Origin of the sequence: Capnocytophaga sp. oral taxon 338 str. F0234, from assembly GCF_000192225.1 — a bacterium.
Classification (GTDB): Bacteria; Bacteroidota; Bacteroidia; order Flavobacteriales; family Flavobacteriaceae; genus Capnocytophaga.
The window spans coordinates 1,862,932-1,885,206 of sequence record NZ_GL872413.1; the positions used below are offsets into that span (position 1 = coordinate 1,862,932).

General features: G+C 35.2%; 23 protein-coding genes. 7 read left to right on the forward strand and 16 right to left on the reverse strand.

Features of this window, described 5'->3' with window-relative positions; translation table 11 throughout:
* Window positions 1-8 precede the first annotated feature (8 nt).
* Window positions 9-3,464, forward strand: a complete 3,456-nt coding sequence (locus tag HMPREF9071_RS08410; RefSeq protein WP_009746193.1) for an Eco57I restriction-modification methylase domain-containing protein — start codon at window positions 9-11, stop codon at window positions 3,462-3,464.
* 45 nt (window positions 3,465-3,509) lie between these two features.
* Here the strand turns inward: HMPREF9071_RS08410 and HMPREF9071_RS08415 are convergent, their stop codons facing one another.
* Genes HMPREF9071_RS08415 through HMPREF9071_RS08430 form a run of 4 tightly spaced genes read right to left on the reverse strand, consistent with a single transcriptional unit; the run spans window position 3,510 to window position 5,513 of the window.
* Window positions 3,510-3,899, reverse strand: a complete 390-nt coding sequence (locus tag HMPREF9071_RS08415; RefSeq protein ID WP_009746194.1) for a type IIS restriction enzyme R and M protein — start codon at window positions 3,897-3,899, stop codon at window positions 3,510-3,512.
* Window positions 3,900-3,941: 42 nt separating this feature from the next.
* Window positions 3,942-4,388: a PIN domain-containing protein gene (locus HMPREF9071_RS08420; protein ID WP_009746195.1), complete on the reverse strand. Its 447-nt coding sequence runs from the start codon at window positions 4,386-4,388 to the stop codon at window positions 3,942-3,944.
* On the reverse strand, window positions 4,385-4,657 hold the full coding sequence (locus HMPREF9071_RS08425) for a hypothetical protein (protein WP_040358486.1): 273 nt from the start codon (window positions 4,655-4,657) through the stop codon (window positions 4,385-4,387). Before HMPREF9071_RS08425 ends, HMPREF9071_RS08420 begins: the two co-directional genes overlap by 4 nt.
* 55 nt (window positions 4,658-4,712) lie before the next feature.
* Window positions 4,713-5,513: a TaqI-like C-terminal specificity domain-containing protein gene (locus HMPREF9071_RS08430; protein WP_009746197.1), complete on the reverse strand. Its 801-nt coding sequence runs from the start codon at window positions 5,511-5,513 to the stop codon at window positions 4,713-4,715.
* 182 nt (window positions 5,514-5,695) lie between these two features.
* Between HMPREF9071_RS08430 and HMPREF9071_RS08435 the strand changes: the two genes are divergently transcribed.
* A complete protein-coding gene (locus tag HMPREF9071_RS08435) occupies window positions 5,696-6,289 on the forward strand; it encodes a master DNA invertase Mpi family serine-type recombinase (protein WP_009746198.1) in 594 nt (197 codons plus the stop codon).
* A gap of 65 nt (window positions 6,290-6,354) precedes the next feature.
* Here the strand turns inward: HMPREF9071_RS08435 and pyk are convergent, their stop codons facing one another.
* The 5 genes from pyk to HMPREF9071_RS08460 all read right to left on the reverse strand — a co-directional run bounded on the left by pyk (window position 6,355) and on the right by HMPREF9071_RS08460 (window position 10,218).
* Entirely contained in the window at window positions 6,355-7,791 is a 1,437-nt protein-coding gene (pyk, locus tag HMPREF9071_RS08440; protein ID WP_009746199.1) for a pyruvate kinase, read from the reverse strand.
* A gap of 13 nt (window positions 7,792-7,804) precedes the next feature.
* Window positions 7,805-8,281, reverse strand: a complete 477-nt coding sequence (locus HMPREF9071_RS08445) for an IPExxxVDY family protein (protein ID WP_009746200.1) — start codon at window positions 8,279-8,281, stop codon at window positions 7,805-7,807.
* Window positions 8,282-8,295: 14 nt separating this feature from the next.
* A complete protein-coding gene (locus tag HMPREF9071_RS08450) occupies window positions 8,296-8,748 on the reverse strand; it encodes a dCMP deaminase family protein (protein ID WP_009746201.1) in 453 nt (150 codons plus the stop codon).
* A gap of 64 nt (window positions 8,749-8,812) precedes the next feature.
* On the reverse strand, window positions 8,813-9,667 hold the full coding sequence (locus HMPREF9071_RS08455; protein ID WP_009746202.1) for a DUF4240 domain-containing protein: 855 nt from the start codon (window positions 9,665-9,667) through the stop codon (window positions 8,813-8,815).
* A gap of 11 nt (window positions 9,668-9,678) precedes the next feature.
* Window positions 9,679-10,218, reverse strand: a complete 540-nt coding sequence (locus HMPREF9071_RS08460) for a YfiT family bacillithiol transferase (protein WP_009746203.1) — start codon at window positions 10,216-10,218, stop codon at window positions 9,679-9,681.
* A gap of 150 nt (window positions 10,219-10,368) precedes the next feature.
* Here HMPREF9071_RS08460 and lysA point away from each other — a divergent pair, with 150 nt between their 5' ends.
* A complete protein-coding gene (gene lysA, locus HMPREF9071_RS08465; RefSeq protein ID WP_009746204.1) occupies window positions 10,369-11,574 on the forward strand; it encodes a diaminopimelate decarboxylase in 1,206 nt (401 codons plus the stop codon).
* Between the two features lie 72 nt (window positions 11,575-11,646).
* On the opposite strand, the gene rplT is transcribed toward lysA, so the two are convergent.
* From rplT to thrS, 4 genes are all read right to left on the reverse strand, one after another.
* A complete protein-coding gene (gene rplT, locus HMPREF9071_RS08470; protein ID WP_009746205.1) occupies window positions 11,647-11,991 on the reverse strand; it encodes a 50S ribosomal protein L20 in 345 nt (114 codons plus the stop codon).
* An 88-nt stretch (window positions 11,992-12,079) separates the two neighbouring features.
* Window positions 12,080-12,277, reverse strand: coding sequence for a 50S ribosomal protein L35 (gene rpmI, locus HMPREF9071_RS08475; protein ID WP_009746206.1), 198 nt, complete (start codon window positions 12,275-12,277; stop codon window positions 12,080-12,082).
* A gap of 46 nt (window positions 12,278-12,323) precedes the next feature.
* Complete coding sequence (gene infC / locus HMPREF9071_RS08480) at window positions 12,324-12,875, reverse strand: translation initiation factor IF-3 (RefSeq protein ID WP_083808008.1); 552 nt, start codon at window positions 12,873-12,875, stop codon at window positions 12,324-12,326.
* Between the two features lie 17 nt (window positions 12,876-12,892).
* Complete coding sequence (thrS, locus tag HMPREF9071_RS08485; protein WP_009746208.1) at window positions 12,893-14,842, reverse strand: threonine--tRNA ligase; 1,950 nt, start codon at window positions 14,840-14,842, stop codon at window positions 12,893-12,895.
* A gap of 153 nt (window positions 14,843-14,995) precedes the next feature.
* Here thrS and HMPREF9071_RS08490 point away from each other — a divergent pair, with 153 nt between their 5' ends.
* Entirely contained in the window at window positions 14,996-15,289 is a 294-nt protein-coding gene (locus HMPREF9071_RS08490; protein ID WP_009746209.1) for a DUF721 domain-containing protein, read from the forward strand.
* A 59-nt stretch (window positions 15,290-15,348) separates the two neighbouring features.
* Window positions 15,349-16,518 (forward strand): MalY/PatB family protein, encoded by a 1,170-nt coding sequence (locus tag HMPREF9071_RS08495; RefSeq protein WP_009746210.1) that lies wholly within the window; start codon window positions 15,349-15,351, stop codon window positions 16,516-16,518.
* A 49-nt stretch (window positions 16,519-16,567) separates the two neighbouring features.
* On the opposite strand, the gene mltG is transcribed toward HMPREF9071_RS08495, so the two are convergent.
* On the reverse strand, window positions 16,568-17,605 hold the full coding sequence (mltG, locus tag HMPREF9071_RS08500; RefSeq protein WP_009746211.1) for an endolytic transglycosylase MltG: 1,038 nt from the start codon (window positions 17,603-17,605) through the stop codon (window positions 16,568-16,570).
* 817 nt (window positions 17,606-18,422) lie between these two features.
* Here mltG and hutH point away from each other — a divergent pair.
* Together hutH and lnt are read left to right on the forward strand one after the other, a co-directional pair.
* On the forward strand, window positions 18,423-19,940 hold the full coding sequence (hutH, locus tag HMPREF9071_RS08510) for a histidine ammonia-lyase (RefSeq protein ID WP_009746213.1): 1,518 nt from the start codon (window positions 18,423-18,425) through the stop codon (window positions 19,938-19,940).
* Window positions 19,941-19,959: 19 nt separating this feature from the next.
* Window positions 19,960-21,549, forward strand: a complete 1,590-nt coding sequence (gene lnt / locus HMPREF9071_RS08515; protein ID WP_009746214.1) for an apolipoprotein N-acyltransferase — start codon at window positions 19,960-19,962, stop codon at window positions 21,547-21,549.
* A gap of 1 nt (window position 21,550) precedes the next feature.
* Here lnt and HMPREF9071_RS11805 read toward each other — a convergent pair whose 3' ends face one another.
* Together HMPREF9071_RS11805 and HMPREF9071_RS11810 are read right to left on the reverse strand one after the other, a co-directional pair.
* On the reverse strand, window positions 21,551-21,931 hold the full coding sequence (locus HMPREF9071_RS11805; protein ID WP_253908270.1) for a head GIN domain-containing protein: 381 nt from the start codon (window positions 21,929-21,931) through the stop codon (window positions 21,551-21,553).
* 41 nt (window positions 21,932-21,972) lie between these two features.
* A complete protein-coding gene (locus HMPREF9071_RS11810; RefSeq protein WP_009746216.1) occupies window positions 21,973-22,260 on the reverse strand; it encodes a GIN domain-containing protein in 288 nt (95 codons plus the stop codon).
* Window positions 22,261-22,275: the final 15 nt, after the last annotated feature.

Below are 22,275 nucleotides of genomic sequence, written 5' to 3' on the forward strand. Positions count from 1 at the left end.
ACTGACTTATGGAGAATATTATACATACTTTTAAAAGTGGTAATCTTTTTGAAGCAACTACATTTTTTTTTAAGCATCTCAATATTTCAACTCAAACTTTTGAAGAACAAGCTTTCCTTCCTCAAGATTTCTTAAAAAACTTATACAAACCTGAAAAACACAAGGTAATAAACGAAATCTATTTGGTAGGGATGGTAACTGATGAAGTATTTAGTGGAAAATCATTAGCTGAAATAGATAATGAGCTTAGTTATGATTACCAAGGGCTGCTCATCATAGCTGTAGATTTAGAAGACAAAACCGCTACCCGCACCGAGCTCTCAACCCTTACACGTCTTTTTAACCGTCGTTTCAATGCAATGCCTGTAGCAGTACTTTTCCGCTATGGAAATCATATTGCTCTTGCCAATGCCGAACGTACCGAGTACAAACAGGCCTTCCGCGAAGGTGAAAAAATAGGTAAGGTATCTATTCTAAAAGATATAGATACCCTAAATCCTCATCGTGGACATTTAGATATATTGGAAACCCTAAAAATACCAGCTAAGATAAAGACTTTCAAAGATCTATACAAGCATTGGCAAGAAGTGTTCAATGTCTCTACTTTGAATAAGAAATTCTATAATGAACTCTTCGCTTGGTATCAGTGGACTATCTCGGAAGAAGTAGGGGTTACTTATCCCAATGATACCCAAACTGACCAAGATGACCGTGTACAATTGGAAGAACAAATCATTCGCTTGATTACCCGTGTACTCTTCGTCTGGTTTATTAAGCAGAAACAATTAGTTCCTAATAAATTATTCGAGGAAGATTCGCTAAATCAGCTTCTTAAAGATTTCAAACCTACTTCACTAAGTGAAGGAAGCTATTATAATGCTATCTTGCAAAACCTATTCTTTGCTACCCTCAACAAAAAAGTAACTGAACGTGCCTTTGCTAAAGCTAAAAACACTCGTGATGTCAAGACGCTCTACCGTTATGAGGAAATGTTCAACTGTAGTGAAGAGGAGGTTATAAAACTCTTTGCTCCTATCCCTTTCCTTAATGGAGGACTCTTCGAGTGCCTTGACAAGGACAAAGGTAATGATGGAGTACGCTATCACTTAGATGGATTTAGTCGTAATGATCGTAGGTCTCAAGCCAATGGACACTATACCCATCGTGCTTTTATCCCCAATGCTGTTTTCTTTGACAAGGAAAAAGGCTTATTCCCTTTGCTTAATCGCTACCACTTTACCATAGAAGAAAATAGCCCTAATGACGTACAAGTAGCCCTTGATCCCGAACTCTTGGGTAATGTTTTTGAGAACCTCTTAGGAGCCTTCAACCCTGAGACCAAAGAAAGTGCCCGCAAACAATCAGGAAGTTTCTATACCCCTAAAGAGGTTGTACATTATATGGTAGATGAATCTCTTAAAGCCTATCTGAAAAATCATCTGCCTCAGCTTACCTATGAAAACCTTGAAGAACTATTTGAAGAAAATGGACAACTTACTACCTTGTGGAGTACTCCTTTACGCACTGAAGTAGCACAATACCTACGCAAAGTAAAAATTCTCGATCCTGCTTGCGGTTCAGGTGCCTTCCCCATGGGCATACTTAGCCGCATGGTACAACTATTAGAGAAATTGAACACCAATGAGGAAACTTCTCTTTATGACCTTAAGCTACACTTGATAGAAAACTGTATCTATGGAGTAGATATCCAGAATATAGCTTCCCAAATCAGTAAACTGCGCTTCTTCATTTCTCTAATTGTAGAACAAAAAGAAAGCAATACGGATGCTGAAAATAACTATGGGGTACATACTCTACCTAACTTAGAGACCAAATTCATCACAGCCAATACCCTTATAAGCATACGAGAAAAGAAAGCCTCCTATGGTAGTCTATTTGATATTGCTATCTCCGAGATCAGAGAAGCCTTGATAGAGATACGAAAAGCACACTTTTATGCCAAGAACCCCTACCAAAAGAAACAACTTAGAGAAAAAGACGAAGCCCTACGAGAGGTACTTGCTCAAAAATTAGAAGAATTTGGACAAGCCTCCTCCGATAATGCTAAGGAATTTGTTCATTGGAATCCCTATGACCAAAATGCCTCTGCTTCCTTCTTTGACCCCGAATGGATGTTCGGTATCTCCGATGGCTTTGATATAGTTATAGGAAATCCACCATACTTTTCTTTAACAACAGATAGTCCTGAAAAAGACAAAAGAACAGGAACTCCCATAAAGCATAACACTCTTTATGAAAAACAAGGCTATGAAACCTTTGCCCGTACAGGAGATATCTATTGTTTATTCTATGAAAAGGCTCACCAATTACTCAAACAAGGTGGTATTTGTAATTTTATCACCTCCAATAAGTGGATGCGCACAGGTTATGGACAAGCAACACGTAAGTTCTTCTTGGAACATACCAATCCACTTATCTTAGTAGACTTTGCAGGAATAAAGGTATTTGAAACCGCCACTGTGGATGTCAATATCCTATTATATGTCAAAGAAAAACCCACTTTTAACACTTGGGCTTGTACCATCAAAGACAATGAGTTAAAAAAATTGAGCCTTTATGTTCGGCAACATGGGGGAAAGACTACCTTTTCCTCAGACGAAAGTTGGGTGATCCTCTCCGAGATAGAACAACGTATCAAAGCAAAAATAGAAGCCATAGGCACACCACTCAAGGAATGGAATATATCCATAAATTATGGAATAAAGACTGGCTTCAATGATGCTTTTATCATCAACGGAGAGAAGCGTGCTGAACTTATCGCTCAAGACCCTAAAAGCGCCGAGATTATAAGGCCGATACTTCGTGGTCGTGATATTAAGCGATATGGATATGAATTTGCGGATCTTTATCTCTTATTCATTCCTTGGCATTTTCCTCTTCATCAAAGAACACCTGAAATAAAAGGAGCTTCTAAAGAGGCTGAGAAAGCATTTGAAAATCAGTATCCTGCAATTTATAATCATCTTTTACAATACAAAGAAGAGCTTTCTAATAGAAATAAAGCAGAGACAGGAATACGCTACGAATGGTATGCTTTACAACGTTGGGGGGCAAATTATTGGGAGGATTTTTATAAACAGAAAATTGTGTACCCAGAGACAACACAAGGAGCCTATTTTGCATTAGATACAAATAAGGTTATGCTTGATAAAACCTGCTTTATGATAATATCTGATAAGCCTAAATTTCTAATAGCTTTATTATCATCAAGACTATATGAATTTTCTTATAAATCTATATTTTCTAGTATTGAATTAGGAGTATCTGGATATCAGTATAATAAACATGCTTTAATTAGATTACCTATTATAGAACCTTCTCAAGAAATAGAACAAGAGATAATTACATTACTTGATCAAAAAGAATATAGTAAAATAGACACATTAGTCTACAAACTTTATAATCTATCAGAAGAAGAAATAATTTTCATTGAAAGTATCTGATTAAAGAAGCCATAAATCATAAAAATAATTTATGGCTTCTTTAAATCAAAAAGATCTGATAAAATCAATCTCTTCAGGGCTTAAACTAAGAATATTATTTATAATTTCATCAAGTTTATTTTCTAAAAGTATTGTATCTATATTTTCTTTTTTCTCCTCAATGATTTCAGAGATTATATTTTCAACCTCTTCCTGATTGTTTTTAGAAGGTTGAGGTATAGGTATTTTTACTAGGGATTGTATATTCAACATAATATCACCAGCTCCTGTTGTATCACTATTATTGTAAATAAAATACTTTGCAAAAGAGCTACATAAAAAACCTAAAATATAATATAAACTATTTTTAGAAGTGATAAAAGATGCTGGGGCTGTTACAAATTTTCCTTCCTCTAGAATAGAAAAAGCTAAATTTCGTCCTACAGCTTTCCACACAATTTTCTGTTTATAAAAATCCTCCCTTATAGGAGAGAAATTCTACTCTTTCTTTTTATAGGTTTTTTCTCTAATTTCATTAGTTGTTATACACATATCATACCCTTTTTCTTTTAACCCATTAGCAAGTTTAGCATCGCAAGTCCAAATCTTATGTCCCGTCTCAAAATGAAGTGCTATAAATAGATAATCATCAGGGTCTATATCTTTGGCTATTTCAGCAGCTTTTTCTCTATTTTTCTTTTTGATCTCTTCTAAATCATAGAAGATAATATTCTTTGTAGCTTCCTTTAGAATATCAAGCGCTTTCTTTTTAGTGAGATGATTACGTTCCATCAGAATAGGTAGATGTTCGTTTACCTCTTCCAAGAGATAGGATGGAGCAATAAACTGTAACCTATTTTTTTCATTTTTTAGAATGGTTGCCATGGCTCCATTAGGTGTATAGAAACAACTAAAGATAATATTTGTATCAGAGATGACTATCATGTTCTTGCTCTTTTTCTTTTTTTTGCAATAGCAGCTTCCCAGCGTTTAGTCATATTCCTATTGGCTTGTTTGGAAAGTGCCATAATCTCATCTCGGTACTTGATAGGCATACCATATTCATCTTCTTCTAAGTCGTCTTCCAAAGGCTTAACTGAAGTTGTTTTTTTTTCTTTTATTTTTATATTCTTTATAAAATCAAGTTTTTTTATATATTCCAAAAAAGCCAAAGAATATGAATTATCATCCGTAATTGTAAATGTAACAGTCATAATAGTATTATTTTTAAGTGCAAAAATACAATTTAAAATCAAAATAAGCAACAGTTTATTTTTGGTTTTCAACAAACTTTATCTCTTCTTCCGATAAGTTGCAGACTTTATATATCAAATTCTCAATCTTTTTGTACGATCTATTAGCAATTAGGCTAAGTATTTCTTGTTCTGTTATCTCTTTTGAAAAAGGTATCCTTATTTGTTCAAAAAATATTTTTGAAAGCTCTCTTGTACCTCCTTGTAATTCTGGGAAATTATCCCTATAACATATTTTAAAAATATTTGAGTTCAAAAAAGCCGTTAAATAAGCTAACTTTTCACCTGTCATTATAAAACATTTCTGATTCACTAAAAAATTTTCATTATCTAAAAAGAAAGGCATAAATTTAGTCATATTAGGATACACAATTTTCTGTTTATAGAAATCCTCGATATAAGCACAGTTTCTTAGATTATAGGGAGTGTCCCCTTGGTCTGCACGCTTTTCTAACTGTGGATAATACAAATCCAAATGAGCCTTTACGGCTGGATAATCCTCTATATGAATACGTTTTATGCCTTTCTCCTTTACACCATTATGAGTGTTTATAAGGTACAAATCAGCGAAGTCATACCCATAACGTTTTATGTCCCTGCCGCGTAAAATAGGCCTTATAAGTTCGTCCGTTTTCTTACGTTCTTCTTCACTTTGACAATTGGCTAAAATTTCCTCTTTCTTAGCTTTATCAATAATGAAAGCATCGTTGTATCCTGTTAGAATACCCCTATAAATATTAACATTCCAATCCTTGAGTGGTGTGCCTATGGCTTCTATTTTTGCTTTGATACGTTGTTCTATCTCGGAGAGGATCACCCAACTTTCGTCTGAGGAAAAGGTAGTCTTTCCCCCATGTTGCCGAACATAAAGGCTGATTAAAATAAAGGCCTTATTCGCTATTTTTTTTAGACAGAAATCAGATAATTTTAGTCTATTCTTGGCCTATAAGGTACAAAAATTTATGTACTTTGTCCCTCTAATTCTAAATTTTATATACCATGATTTATGGATACATTAGGGTCAGTACCGATAAGCAAACGGTAGAGAACCAACGTTTTGAAATTAATCAATTCTGTAAAAACCAAGAAATGGTTGTGGACAAATGGATTGAGGAGACCATCTCTGGTGCCAAGAGTGTGGAAGAACGCCGGCTGGGCAAGCTCCTCAAACGCATGAAAAAGGGTGATATCCTTATCTGTTCGGAGCTCTCCCGCTTAGGGCGTAACCTCTTGATGATTATGGGAGTGCTCAATGAGTGTATGAACCGTGATATTCAGGTCTGGACAATCAAGGATAACTACCGCTTAGGGAGCGATATCAATAGTAAGGTACTTGCCTTTGCCTTTGGACTATCTGCCGAGATTGAGCGTAACCTCATAAGTCAACGTACCAAGGAGGCCTTAGCGCGTAAAAAAGCGGAGGGTGTGGTATTAGGGCGCCCCAAAGGAAGCAAATCTGCTAAAACCAAACTCACAGGACAAGAAAAACGCATCAAGGAGCTATTGGACAAGCGAGTGTCCTACTCCGCTATTGGGCGTATCCTTGGCGTACACCGCCTTACGGTCAGCAGCTTTGTAAAGGAAAAACTTTAAAAAGCGAAAAGTGAATAGTTAAGCATTTTTCACTATTCACTATTCACTTTTCGCCATTCACTAAATTAGGCTAATATCTGTGTGGCACGTACGGTATTCACGCGTCCTTGGTAGCTTATAGGCATAGCACTTAAACTAATAACAATATCACCTACCTTCACATGTCCTTCACGAGTGGCTATACGGTTAATATCCTCAATAGTCTCATCGGTGGATACGTAACGGTCGTAGTAGTAAGTAGTTACTCCCCATAGTAGACTTAATTTGCTAAGTAAGCGTTTATTAGAAGTAAATACTAAAATATGAGCATTAGGTCGTAAGGCAGATACCTGAAAAGCAGTATAACCACTCCCTGTTAAGGTAGAGATAACTTTAGCATCCATCTCATCAGCAAGTTTAGCAGCACTCAAACAGATAGATTGTGTAACAAAGCGCTCGTTACCTTCACGTATAGGAGAGATTCGAGGTACCTTGATAAACTCAGAATTTTCTACACTGTTGATAATATCAGACATCTTTTCAATGACCTGTACAGGATATTTCCCTGTAGAAGTCTCAGCCGAAAGCATCACAGCATCAGCACCATCTATAATAGAATTTGCTACATCATTTACCTCAGCACGAGTAGGAGTCAGGCTTTCTATCATGGTTTCCATCATTTGGGTAGCGATGATCACAGGAATACGAGCCTCTTTAGCTTTTCGAACCAATTCCTTTTGACGTAGAGGTACCTCTTGTGCAGGAGTTTCTACTGCCAAATCTCCACGTGCTACCATTAGCCCTTGACAGTTAGCTATAATCTCATCAATATTGGCTAAGGCTTCTGGTTTTTCTATTTTGGCTATGATGGGAATATTCTCAGTAGTATGTTCTTTGATAAGCATCTTTAAGTCCTCTATATCCTTAGCATGACGCACAAAGGAAAGCGCAATCCAATCCACCTCTTGTTCTATGGCAAAGATAGCATCCTTGATATCCTTTTCAGTGAGGGCAGGCAGGGAAATGTTAGTATTAGGCAAGTTCACCCCTTTTTTGGATTTAAGTACGCCTCCTTGTAATACTTTAGCCACTACGGTATCTTTTTCATTGGTGGAAAGCACCTCAAAGATGAGTTTTCCGTCATCCAAAAGTACACGTTCACCTGCTTTCACATCGCAAGGGAATTGGGTATAGTTCATATAAGCACGCTCTTTATTCCCTACGAAAGGCTCGCCAGTAATGAAAGATATCTGATCACCTTTCTCTACCACTACTCCTTCTTCCATTACTCCTACACGGAGCTTGGGACCTTGTAAGTCGCCTAAGAGGGCTACATGGGTATTGAGTTCCTCTTCTATAGCACGTACTTGTTGTATGCGTTGTTTTACCTCCTCATAATTAGCATGAGAGAAATTAATACGAAATACATTAACTCCTGCTAATATCATCTGTTTCAAAATTTCAGGGCTATCGGTAGCAGGTCCTAAGGTAGCTACTATTTTAGTTTTTTTTCGTCCTATCATACTATATAAATTTTTAAAATATTAATTTTGCTTTAATTTCATTGAGTTTTTTTTGTTCCTTCTGAGATATTTTCTCCTCTGGAAAAAGTAATATCTCATAGATAAAATCTATCCATCGCGCCCTTTTGAATAGAGAAAGGTAATCCGTTTGATGGTCACTGGATTTAATTCGTAGAAAATAGTCTACTTTGGGCAATTCTCTAATAAGTACTTGTAGCTGTTCCATTTGTGAGAATAATCCCATCTGTACCGTTTGATATACTTTATTTCCAATAAGGTACCATTGTTCTTCTTCTCTTTGATAGATAAACAAAGGGAATAAACTTCTTGATACTTTATCATTTAGCTCTTCAGGAGCACGAGAAAAGCAGATATCCAACTCCTTATTAAGCCAATAGACAAATTTGCAGGGAGCTAATGAACTGTGAATAGCCATAAAACACTCATCTTCTCCATATTGATCAAAATCCCATTCTAACACCAATCCCATGACTAACAGTATTATTAATCCTTCACTTCTTCATGCACTTCTTCATGTAAAGAACAAGGCAAATATACCAATTCCACTCCAGCTTTGGCTAAAAAGTCCAACCCACTGGTATCTTTATAAGCTTCTTTATATACCACTCGTATGATCCCTGCTTGGTGTATTAGTTTACTACATTCTTTACAGGGTGACATAGTAATATAGAGAGTTGCTCCTGCACAGGATTGAGTAGAAGCAGCTACCTTAAGTATAGCATTTGCCTCAGCATGTAATACGTACCAAAGGGTTTGCCCTTGTTCATCTTCACAACAATTATCAAAGCCTGTAGGGGTCCCATTGTAACCATCAGAGATAATCATACGGTCTTTAACAATAATAGCTCCCACTTGTTTGCGTTGACTATAAGAGAGCTTTGCCCATTCCTGTGCCATACGCATATAGGCACGGTCATATCGTTCTTGCTTTTCCATAATTCGCGGCAAAGGTACTACTTTTTAAATAATATCTCTATTTTATTAAGTTTTTTTATTTATTCTAACGTATAGGCATAATCTCAGCTACTAACTTAGGATACATCTTTTGTAATTCTTCTCCGCTTTTAGGTTCTCTTTCCATGGAGAACTCCCCAAAATCATAATTCAATTCAGGCCACTTCTCATATACAGTATCTCGAATAATATCCTCATCACTATCAGGACGTGCTTCTATATTAGCCTCATCTGCTACATAAAGAAGATCTTCCCCCCAAGTATCACCTATATCAAAATGGTATTTACCAGAGACAAAGGACTCTATATCCTTGGTAATATCCTCATAAAACTCTTTGCCCTTGAGTAAAAGCCAACAACGAAAATAGAGAAAACCATCATCTGAAATAAAACCATCAAAGCTGTAAGTATCCCCCTCTTTCTCATATTCATTTCCAAGAATGATATAAAGTTCGGCAATAGGAGCTGTATAAAGGGAAATAAGTTTCTGTTGCAAAGTTTTTTGAAAGGAAATAAGCCTTTCTTCACTATATTTGGAAAGAAAGAGGGTGAGTTTTTCTATATGTTCTTCCAAATTATATGCTTTCCAGTCCTTTTTATTGTATTTATAACTTTTTTCTATGGCTTCCCAAAAGAAAAAATCGGCTTTTTCTTCTTCAGAATATTCCCTTTTTTCAGGAGCGGCTTCACCCTTCCCAAGTTCAGTATAGCCTTTTTTAAGCTTTTGAAGAATTAATTTTTCACTTTCTTTAGTGCATTCCTCAGCTGTAGGAAATTCCTTTACAGCTTCTCGTCCTGCAGTACCTGTTTTTCCATAAACGACCGTTTGGGTAGTACCTTCAAAGTCAATATCCCAAAACTTATCGGATTTCGCATCTTGATAGACAAACCTTCTTTTCATATGCTTTTGATTTATAATATTCTACTGACAATTCCAATTTCTTTAGCCAACTTAATATGAGCTAAGTGATGCTTTCCATGCCAAACACTCTTAACTATTTCTTGCTTAATGGACACTGTTTGACCGCTTTGAGGATTCCGGTAGGTCTTTTCAAAATCTTGAGGTGAAAGACTTTTCAATAGGTTATACCAGCGCCAGTGCACTCCATTGATTATATACAATGAGGATGCTATATAAAAATCTCTTGCCTCAGAAATTGTTGCCCACAGGGTTTCCTCATAGGGTTTTACAATGGGATTTTCTTCCGTCAAGGCAAGCTTACAACGAATAAAGCTATTCATATTCACATCTGCTAAATGGTGAACTATCTGTGCTATTGTCCAACCTCCTTCCCTATAAGTAAGATTAAGTATATTAGGAGGACACGCGGCTACTGCTTCCTCTAACAAATAAGGAAACTGCCACAATTCCTTTATATAAGTAGTTATTTGCTCCTGAGTTATCATCTGTGGCATTTCAAAAACACCTATAGGGTATTTATTTTTATCCATAACTAATAAAAAACTCAACTATTAACAACAGGCAAATATACAAAAAAACAATTTAATTATTAAAAAATCTCCTTCTTTTTTGAGTTTTCTCTCTACAGTCCAAAAAGATATAGTATATTTGCACATCAAAAACAAATTAAATCCTAAAGAATGGAAATCAAAGATTTACTTTCTATAGTGCATACCTTCGGGAATCCTGTATATGTGTATGATGCTGATAAAATTACCTCTCAATATAAACGTCTCACAAAGGCTTTTGATCATGTACCAAGCCTTAGGATTAATTATGCAATGAAAGCGCTGTCCAATGTCTCCATTCTCAAGCTTATGCGAAAGTTGGGAGCAGGATTAGATACCGTCTCTATACAAGAGGTCAAACTAGGACTTCATGCAGGTTTTACTCCAGAACAAATCATTTTTACTCCAAATGGAGTCTCTATAGAGGAAATCGAGGAAGCAGCTTCCTTGGGGGTGCAACTGAATATTGACAATCTTTCTATCTTGGAACAATTCGGTAGCAAACATCCTAATATCCCCGTGTGTATACGTATTAACCCTCATGTGATGGCAGGAGGCAATTCTAAAATATCTGTAGGACACATTGATAGTAAGTTTGGTATCAGCATTCACCAAATACCTCATATTCTGCGCATTGTGGAAAATACCAAAATGCACATCAATGGGATTCATATGCACACAGGCAGTGATATCTTGGATATAGATGTCTTCCTCTACGCTGCCGAAATTCTTTTTGACACAGCAAAGTATTTTAGAGAACTACAATTTATTGATTTTGGTAGTGGCTTCAAGATACCTTACAAGGAAGGAGATGTACAAACTAATATAGAGGAATTAGGAGAAAAACTTAGCAATCGTTTCTTAGAGTTTTGTAAGTTGTACGGAAGAAATCTAACCTTAGCCTTCGAACCTGGAAAATTTTTAGTGAGTGAAGCAGGTTTCTTTTTAGTAAAGGTAAATGTAATCAAGCAAACTACTTCCACTGTTTTTGCTGAAATTGACTCAGGATTTAATCATCTGATCCGCCCCATGTTTTATGGAGCTATCCATTTTATAGAGAATCTCTCCAATCCTGAAGGGAAAAAGCGCTTCTACTCCGTGGTAGGATATATCTGCGAAACGGACACTTTTGCCTCAAACCGACAAATTGCTGAAATCTCCGAAGGAGATATCCTTTGCTTCAGGAATGCAGGTGCTTACTGCTATACTATGGCAAGCAACTACAATTCACGTCCACGTCCTGCCGAAGTACTTTGGATAGGTGGGCAAGCAAAACTTATCCGCAAAGCAGAAACTTTTGAGGATTTGCTCCATAACCAGATAGAAGTTAAGGTATAAAATACTAAAAAGGCTATCCAAAAAACTCTTTGGACAGCCTCTTTTATAACAGATATCTCTTTAATTAAACGTTTATTTTACTTTTTCTACAATTGCTTTAAAAGCCTCTGGATGATTCATAGCTAAATCGGCAAGAACTTTACGATTAAGTTCTATCTCATTAGCTCTAAGAGCTCCCATAAACTTAGAATAAGACAACCCATAAGGGCGAACTCCGGCATTAATACGTACAATCCACAATGCACGGAAGGTTCTTTTCTTATTACGACGGTCTCTGTAAGCATATACTAACGCTTTTTCAACCGCATTTTTGGCAACTGTCCAAACGTTTTTTCTGCGACCAAAGTATCCTTTGGCTTGCTTCATTATTTTTTTTCTACGCGCTCTTCGCGCAACTGCATTTACTGATCTTGGCATAAATTTCTATTTTTTTTGTAGTAGGCGACTTTACGTTCTTTTTGAGCCATACTCCAAGGTGAGACAATTAATTTACCTAAAACAATTATTATTTTAATCCTAATTGTTTTCTTACGCTAGCTTCATCATTAGTATGAACTAAAGTAGCGTGTGTAAGAGCTAACTTACGTTTTTTAGCTTTTTTAGTCAAGATGTGACTTTTGAAAGCATGCTTTCTTTTGATTTTACCAGAGCCCGTTAATTTAAAACGTTTTTTCGCACTGGATTTAGTTTTAATCTTTGGCATTTTGTTACTTAAAAATTAATGAATGAAATATCTGTTATATTTTCTATTATTTCTTCTTAACAGGAGCAATGAACATAGTCATACGTTTCCCTTCTAATTTAGGCATTTGCTCTACTTTCCCAAACTCCTCTAAATCCACAGCAAGGCGAAGTAAGAGCTCCTGACCCTGATCTTTGTAAACAATAGAACGCCCTTTAAAGAATACATAAGCCTTCACTTTAGCACCTTCTTTTAGGAATTTTTCTCCATGCTTCTTTTTGAACTCATAATCATGATCATCGGTTTGAGGACCAAAACGTATTTCCTTGATTTCTACTTTAGTAGCTTTGGCTTTTAGTTCCTTAGCACGCTTTTTTTGTTCGTAGAGAAATTTCTTATAATCTACGATTTTACATACAGGAGGTTGAGCATTGGGAGATATCTCTACCAGATCCAACTCCATCTCTTCGGCAAGCCGTAAGGCTTCTCTTGTAGGATATACACCTGTTTCCACGTTATCTCCTACCAAACGCACTTCAGGGACACGAATATCTCTATTTACCCGATGTGAAGCTTTCTCTTCACTTGCGTTCTTACTGTTAGGTACTTTGCTATTAATGGCTTTTCTATTTTAAGTTAAACTTCGTTTGAGAAAGGTCGTATGTTTTTATTAATCTCTTCTTGTATAAGGGTAATAAAATCAGCTATTTTCATAGTACCCAAATCTGCTCCTCCATGTTTACGTACGGAAAGAGTTCCATTCTTTTCTTCCTCTTCTCCCACAATAATCATATAAGGATATTTTTGAGTTTCTGCTTCACGAATTTTCTTTCCTATTGTTTCATTACGATTATCCACATGTGGACGTAGGTCAGCTTCCTGCAGAAGATTAGCCACTTTATATGCATAACCTTCATACTTTTCACTAACAGAAAGAATATTCACCTGTTCAGGTACTAACCACAAGGGCAAGTTCCCTGCTGTATGCTCCAATAAAATCGCTACAAAACGTTCCATGCTACCAAAAGGAGCACGATGAATCATTACAGGACGATGCATTTCATTATCCGCTCCCTTATACCATAAGTCAAAACGTTCTGGTAGATTATAATCCACTTGGATAGTACCCAATTGCCAACTTCTACCTAAAGCATCCTTAACCATAAAATCCAACTTAGGACCATAGAAAGCTGCTTCTCCTGTCTCTATTACATAAGTTAAGTTTTTCTCCTTAGCGGCATTAATAATAGCACTTTCTGCTTTTGCCCAATTCTCATCACTCCCAATATACTTGGACAAATTCTCAGGGTCACGCAAGGATACTTGAGCTGTAAAGTTTTCAAAACCAAGAGAACCAAACACATAAAGTACCAAATCAATTACATGCTTGAACTCAGCATCTAATTGCTCTGGAGTACAAAAGATATGAGCATCATCTTGGGTAAAGCAACGTACACGAGTAAGTCCATGCAATTCTCCACTTTGTTCATAGCGATATACAGTACCAAATTCAGCAAAACGCTTAGGTAAATCCTTGTAACTCCATGGGTGTGAATTATATATTTCACAATGATGAGGACAATTCATAGGTTTAAGCAAATATTCTTCCCCTTCATTAGGAGTGGCTATAGGCTGAAAACTATCTTTCCCATACTTTTCCCAGTGTCCAGAAGTTACATATAGATTCTTGTGCCCTATATGTGGTGTTACTACTTGTTCATAGCCTGCTTGTTTTTGTGCCTTACGCAAGAATGCTTCCAATCGTTCCCTAAGAGCAGCTCCTTTAGGCAACCACAAAGGAAGTCCTTGTCCCACTTTATTGGAGAAGGTAAAAAGTTCCAATTCCTTACCTAACTTACGATGGTCACGTTTCTTAGCCTCTTCCAAGAGAGTTAAGTATTCGGTCAAATCTTTTTGTTTAGGAAAGGATATCCCATATACACGAGTAAGTTGAGGATTATTCTCATCTCCACGCCAATAAGCACCAGCTATACTTAATATTTTTACAGCTTTCACAAAGCCTGTATTGGGTATATGACCTCCTCTACAAAGATCGGTGAAAGTACTATGATCACAAAAAGTTATCGTTCCATCTTCTAAAGCTTCAATAAGCTCTGTCTTATATTCGTTTTTCCCTTTGTAATAGGAAAGCGCTTCAGCCTTACTTACAGGGCGCATCTTGAACTCATATTTGCCACGAGCAATCTCAAGCATTTTTGCTTCTATAGCTGGAAAATCCTTGTCCGTAATAGTATTACCATTGAAATCCACATCATAGTAAAATCCATTAGCTATAGCAGGACCTATAGTAAGCTTTATATTGGGAAATAGTTCCTCTAATGCCTGTGCTAATATATGTGCAGAAGAATGCCAGAAAGCTTTTTTCCCTTCGGGATTCTCCCAAGTATATAACACTAAACTTCCGTCCGTTTCAAGAGGGGTAACTGTTTCTATCGTTTTACCATTAAAGCTAGCCGATATTACATTACGTGCAAAAGCATCACTAATATCATGCGCTACTTCAGCTGGAGTTACTCCTTTTCTATATTCTTTGACAGAACCGTCAGGTAGTGTAATTTTTATCATTATTTAATAGTTGTTAAAAACTCGGCAAAAATAAGGTTTTTTTCTCTGATGACAAAATTTTTTTACAGTTTTTTATTCAAAAACTTTTAGGTAATTTTTTATTTCTGTTTTTGTATGATTTATGAAAATTTATTATTACCTTTGTAGCAAAAAATGAGTAGATATAATGATGAGATTTCCTTAAAGGAAATTATTTCAGAACTCTTTAGCCAATACAATCTCAATTATGGAATTGACAAGATACGAACCCGAGAAGCATGGGTGGAAATTGCAGGAACAGGGATTGTAAAATATACAGACAATGTACGATTACAAGGGGAAAAACTATTCATTACCTTAAACAATGCTGCCCTAAAAGAGAACTTAAGCTTTCGTAAAAGTGAATTGGCACAACTTATCAATGATTATTTACAAAAAGAAGTAGTGAAAGAGATTATATTTTTGTAATATTTATATCTTAGTTTTGTATATATCTTAGTTTTGTATATATCTAAATTATTTTAAGTATGAATTATAATTTTGATGAAATTATTGACCGAAAAGGCACTGATGCTCTAAAATTAGAAGCTCTTTTGCCTCGCTGGGGTCGTGAGGATCTAATCCCTATGTGGATAGCTGATATGGACTTCAGAACACCTCCATTCATTGTAAATGCTGTAAAAAAACGTATCCAATGTGAGGTCTTTGGATATACAGACAAACCTCTTGCTTGGTACCAATCCATTATCAATTGGCAAAAAAGACGTCACCATTTGAATATCACCAAGGAGATGATTTGCTTCGTCCCTGGAGTAGTACCTGCTATTGTTATGGCTATGGAAGCTTTTACTAATGTAGGTGATAATGTGCTTATACAGCCACCTGTATATTACCCTTTTGAAGCAGCTATCCGCAATACCTCTCGTAAAGTGGTTACCAATCCTCTTCTCATAGAGAACGGACAGTATCGCATTAATTTTGAAGATTTTGAGGAAAAAGTTAAAATTTGTAAACTCTTTATTCTATGCAATCCTCACAATCCTGGTGGACGTGTATGGACTCGTGAAGAACTCCAGAAACTGGCTGATATTTGTAGTAAGTATCAAGTACTTATGATTTCAGATGAAATACATGCTGATCTTACCTTACCTTCTCACCAACATACTTCTTTGGCAAGCCTTTCTAAGGAAGTTGCTATGAACTGTGTTACTTTCTCCTCAGCAAGTAAAACTTTTAATATGGCTGGTTTAGCTAGCGCTTACGCTATTATCCCTAATCCTGAAGTTCGGCAAAAATTTCTAGACAAAACTGTAGGGTATATGCTTACCGATGGAAATATCTTTGCTTTCCAAACTACAGTAGCTGCTTATGAAGAAGGAGAAGAATGGTTGAGTCAACTCTTACAGTACATACAAGGAAATATCAATTTCTTACTTCAATATGTGGATAAGTACCTTCCTAAGGTAAAATATCTTATCCCACAAGCATCCTATTTAGTCTTCCTAGATTTTAGAGAACTGGGACTCTCTCAAGAAGAATTAGTATCTTTCTGTACTAACAAGGCTCATTTAGCCCTCGTAGATGGAAGTGTATTTGGAAAAGAAGGAACAGGATTTATGCGAATTAATTTAGCATCTCCTCGTTCAGTAATTGAAAAAGCACTCAACCAACTCAAAGAAGCTTTTTCTAATAATTAGTAAAACTAAATGATTAATGGTTAATTCATTGATAATTAACCATTAATCATTATTCTATACCTCTGCTATTAAGCCACTTTTTGTAAGCATCACGATTTTTATTATGTTCCATAAGAGTTCTGGCAAACTTATGGTATCCTATCCTTGCCGTATCAGCTACAAAGAATATATAATCATGTTTCTGAGGAGAAAGTACCGCATCAATAGAAGAAATATCAGGCATACAGATAGGAGCCGGTGGTAATCCCGTATTCAAATAAGTATTATAAGGAGATACAGTAGATAAATCCTTAATATGCACTCTCTTTATAATAGTATCATATTTTCCAGTGCTTTCCTTTATGGCATAGATTACAGTAGGATCTGCTTGAAGCAACATCTTTTCATTCAATCTATTAAGATATACACCTGCTATCATGGGTCTTTCCTCCACTTTATAGGTTTCTTTCTGTACAATAGAGGCGAGAATTGTTACCTGTTGTGGTGTTAATCCTATAGCAGCAGCCTTTTCTCTCCTTTTATCATTCCAAAAATCTTTATATTCCTTCTCCATTCTTTGAGCAAATCCTTTGGCTGAAGTATTCCAATAGAAACTATATGTATTGGGAATAAATAACCCCAACACATTGAGTGAATCCATCTGATTTCTATATAGGAAATCAGGATCTAAAAAAGCATTCATAAGGGAAGTGCTATCTGCTTCTATTTCTTTGGCGATTCTTCCAGCAAGATTTTGCAAACGCTCTTGATTATTAAAAGAAACTTTCACAGGCTCACTTAAATTTCTGAGCATACGAACCATCTCTAAGTTATTCATTCCCCTACGAATTACATAACGTCCTGCTCTTACATGTTCTGTATATTTGAGGTACTTTGCCACCCAAAAAAAAGTACTCTTATTGGATAACATAGGATAAAGTTCATTTAAGATGAACCTATAATCACTTCCCGTAGGAATATACAATATCTGTTTTTTACTTTGAAAAGAAGTGTTAGGATAAAATAGGACATAACAAATAGCTCCCCCTCCTATAAAAATAATTAATAGAAAGAGAATACTTATTATTTTTAAAGTTTTCTTTATCATTATACCAGTATAAAAATTTAAATCTTAAATATTTACTTTATTTGTTTTGTAAAAGATAACTGTAACATCGGTACAAGCAGTAAAAAAGGTTTTTGATCGGGAGAATATACAGATTTATTATTGAATATTCCAGAGAAAGCAAGCGACCATCTTCCTTATTATATTATCGTATGGTGTACAACACTCATAGGGATCTACTCTTAAATATGTTTCCAAGTAAAAGATTCTGAATTATTTCCAAAATTAGCTCCTATTGATATCATTCCTGCCAATAACCATTGAGGAGGAACTCCCCATGGGATTCCTGTATATATTAGGGTATCTCTTTGTTGAGAATATATATTTATCGTATAAAATAGAATGAAAAGGACACTTACTATTTTTACCTTTTTATTTTTTATTACTTCATTATATTCGAAAACAAACATTTATAAAATAATTATCTCCTATATATAATTCAATATAATAGAATATTTTCCATTATTTAACTACAGTATCCTCAATACCCATTTTTATCACAAAAATATTAAGATGATAACAATAATGGGAAAGAAAATATTTTACCCATTATACTACAATTATACTCTTTATTAAGGGGACAAATGTACAAAAAAACTTATACTCACACAAAGGAAAAGATTTCTATTTAGTGAAAACCTCTACTTCACACCCACTTAGGAATTATATTTCTTATTAAAATATAATATATTCCCAATATAAGAAAATAATTCTCTTACGATTCTTGCTCAATAAACTTTAATTAACTAACTTTGCTCCTGCTTGAGAAAACTATATAAAAAATAAACACCTACAAGACATGGAACAATATTCAATCTCCTTTGATGAATTTATAGGGATTCTTTTTAACCATAAAAAAGTGGAAATTTCTCATAAAACAGAAAAAATCATAATAGACAGTTATAATTTCCTGAAAGATTTTTCTAAAAATAAAGTTATTTATGGAGTAAATACAGGTTTTGGACCTATGGCTCAATATAGAATTGAAGAAAAAGATCAATTAGCCTTACAATACAATATCATCCATAGTCATTCTTCTGGAATGGGAACATATTTTTCTCCCGAGATAGTAAGATCAGCTATTCTATGCAGATTAAATACACTATCGTTAGGAAAATCAGGTGTCCATATCTCCCTTATCCATCTTATGAAGGAACTTATTAATAGAGATATTACTCCTTTAATATTTCAGCATGGAAGTGTAGGAGCTAGTGGTGATTTAGTCCAATTAGCTCACTTAGCCTTAGTACTTATTGGAGAGGGAGAGGTTTTCTATAAAGGAAAAAGACGTTCCACAAAAGAGGTTTTCAAAGAGGAAGGACTTAAACCTCTGCAAATTCACTTACGTGAAGGCATTGCTCTGATGAATGGTACCTCCGTCATGACAGGAATTGCTGTTATTAATGTCCATTATGCTTCTCTTCTTTTGGAATGGTCTATTAAACTCTCCATTGCTATAAATGAACTGGTTCAAACCTATGATGATCATTTTTCAAAAGAACTCAATGCTGCTAAAAAACATCACGGACAGCAAGTTATTGCCCTGAAAATGCGTAATTACCTCTCTGATAGCCTTCTTACCAGAAAACGATCTGAACATCTTTATACAGGAGAACATAAGGAATCTGTATTCAAGGATAAAGTTCAAGAATATTATTCCTTGCGCTGTCTCCCTCAAATATTAGGAGCAATCTATGATACTATTTGTTCCGCTAAGGAAGTTGTAACTAATGAATTTAACTCAGCTAGTGATAATCCTATTGTTGATTTAGAAACACAACAAGTATATCATGGAGGAAACTTTCATGGTGATTATATTTCCTTAGAAATGGATAAACTAAAATTAGCTATCACTCGCCTTAGTATGCTTAGTGAAAGACAATTAAATTACCTACTTAATCCTAAAATTAATGAAATTCTTCCTGCTTTTGTTAATGCAGGGAAATTAGGGTTTAACTTTGGTATGCAGGGGATACAATTCACAGCTACCTCCACTACTGCTGAAAATCAAACTCTTTCAAATTCCATGTATGTACATAGCATCCCTAACAATAATGATAATCAGGATATTGTAAGTATGGGTACCAATGCAGCTACTATTACCCATAAGGTGATTGAAAATACTTTTGAAGTATTGGCTATAGAAGCCATTACTATAGCACAAGCGATTGATATCTTGGAAAATAAAGAAAAATTTTCAACCACTACCCAAAAGTGGTATCAAGAAATACGTAAAATCATTCCTTTCTTCTCGGAAGATATTACCCCGTATCCCTTTTTGGAAAAAGTGAAAACATTTTTAAAGTCTAATTCTTAAGTTGTCTATATATTCTATAATGAAAAATTTACTTTTGGCATTTCTCTCAGGAATTCTATTGGCTGTAGCTTGGCCTACTTATGGGTTTTCTCCTTTTATCTTTATAGCTTTTGTTCCATTACTCTTAATGGAATACCAGCTACGTTCTACAGGGAAATCTTGTAAAGGCAAAGTTCTCTTACTTTCCTATCTTAGTTTCTTTATTTGGAATACTATCACAACTTGGTGGATATGGAATTCAACAGAATTAGGGGCTGGATTTGCTATTTTGGTTAATAGCCTTTTGATGTCTTTAGTTTTCCTTCTTTATCATTTAGTCGCTAAAAGGAATACTTTCAAAATTAGTAGTATCTTCTTTATAACAATCTGGATAGCTTTTGAAAAATTTCATCATCATTGGGATTTCTCTTGGCCTTGGCTCACCTTAGGAAATGTATTTTCAGAAAATATCGTCTGGATACAATGGTATGAATATACCGGTATATTTGGAGGAAGTCTTTGGATATTATTAGTAAATATACTGACATTCTATACCCTCCTATCTTTTATAAAAATCAGAGATAAAATTCTACTTTATAGAAGAATTTGTGGAATAGGATTAACTATCATTATACCAATAAGTTGCTCATTGTGGATATATACCTATTACAAAGAGGAAGGAAAACCTGTAGAGATAGTCGTATTGCAACCTAATATAGATCCTTATTCTGAAAAATATACACTTTCCAATAGAGAAACTATAACCCTTTTGCTTAGACTTACTCAAGAAGAAATTAGCAAAAACACTCATTTTGTATTCACTCCAGAGACAGTAATATCTCAAGAAGTCAATAACCTAAATGATATTTTTGATAGTAAGGAAACCGATTCTTTCAGATCTTTCTTAAAAAGATATCCCCAATTGAACTGGGTAATAGGTGTTTCTATTTTTCAAGTAATTAATGACAAAGATAAGATTACCCCACAAAGCAATTACAATCCCTACCAAGATTATTGGTTCAATGATTATAATAGTGCATTCCTACTTAATAGTTCTAAGGAAATAAATTTTTATCACAAATCTAAATTGGTAGTAGGAGTAGAAAATATGCCTTTTCAATCCATCCTAAAGCCTATTTTAGGAGATATAATGATAGATTTAGGAGGAACTGTAGCGGTGAAAACTACCCAGAAAATGCCTACCGTTTTTATATCAAAAGAAGGAGAAAAAGTGGCTCCTGTTATTTGCTATGAATCCGTTTATGGAGAATATATAACTAAGTATGTAAAACAAGGAGCTCAATTACTAGGAGTACTTACCAATGATGCTTGGTGGGGAAATACTCAAGGACATAAGCAATTACTCAGTTATACACGTCTCAGAGCAATCGAAACGCGTAAAAGCATTGCTCGGAGTGCTAATACAGGTACTTCAGCATTCATTAACCAACGTGGTAATATCATAAAACAATTGGCATACAAAAAGCAAGGAAGCCTAAGAGAGACTATCCTTGCCAATGACAAAATTACCGTTTATGTTCGTTACGGAGATTATATAGCACGCATCAGTGCTTTTATAGGATTAGGAATTCTACTCACTTCTTTTCTTAAAAAACGAAGCGAAGTATAACCTATAAGAATTTCACATCACCACTCCCTCTTATTTTAGTATCTCTTTTTTGTGGATTCCCACTTATAGTAACATCACCTGAACCTGAAATAGTTGCACTAAGTTCCTGTGAGACAAAAACATCCATATCACCTGAGCCTGATACAGAGAGTGTTGCCTTGTTAGCTTTTAGCTTTTTAGCTTCCAAATCTCCACTACCTACAATATCTGCTTTTAAAATATCCACATTCCCTTTAAGTTCAATATCGCCACTACCTTCCATAGAAATATTTAATGATTTTGCTCGTAGAGAAAGATCTAAATCTCCACTACCTGACATGTGGCAAGTCAAATCATTCAGTACCAATTCCTTTGAGGAGTCAACATCACCTGATCCTGACATCGTTAGTTTATTAAAATTCTGATCAACAGGCACATAAACCTTTAATTTTTTATAGATCTATAAGTGTGACCCAATTTCAATCTCACCACCAAGGTACCTCTTTCTACCTCTGTAAGTACATAGGGTTCTATATTCTCAGAGGTTTCTACAATAAGATGCCCCACTTGCCCGTCTGTTAAAATGACATCTCCACTTCCAGTTATTTTAATCTGAGAGTAAGTAGGCACTTTTCGCTCCTTTGAAATAATTATCCTATTTCCCACAATATCTTGTCCACAACTGACAGAGAAAAAAGTCAAAAAAAATAAAAATACAATTACTTTTTTCATGATATATAAATATTT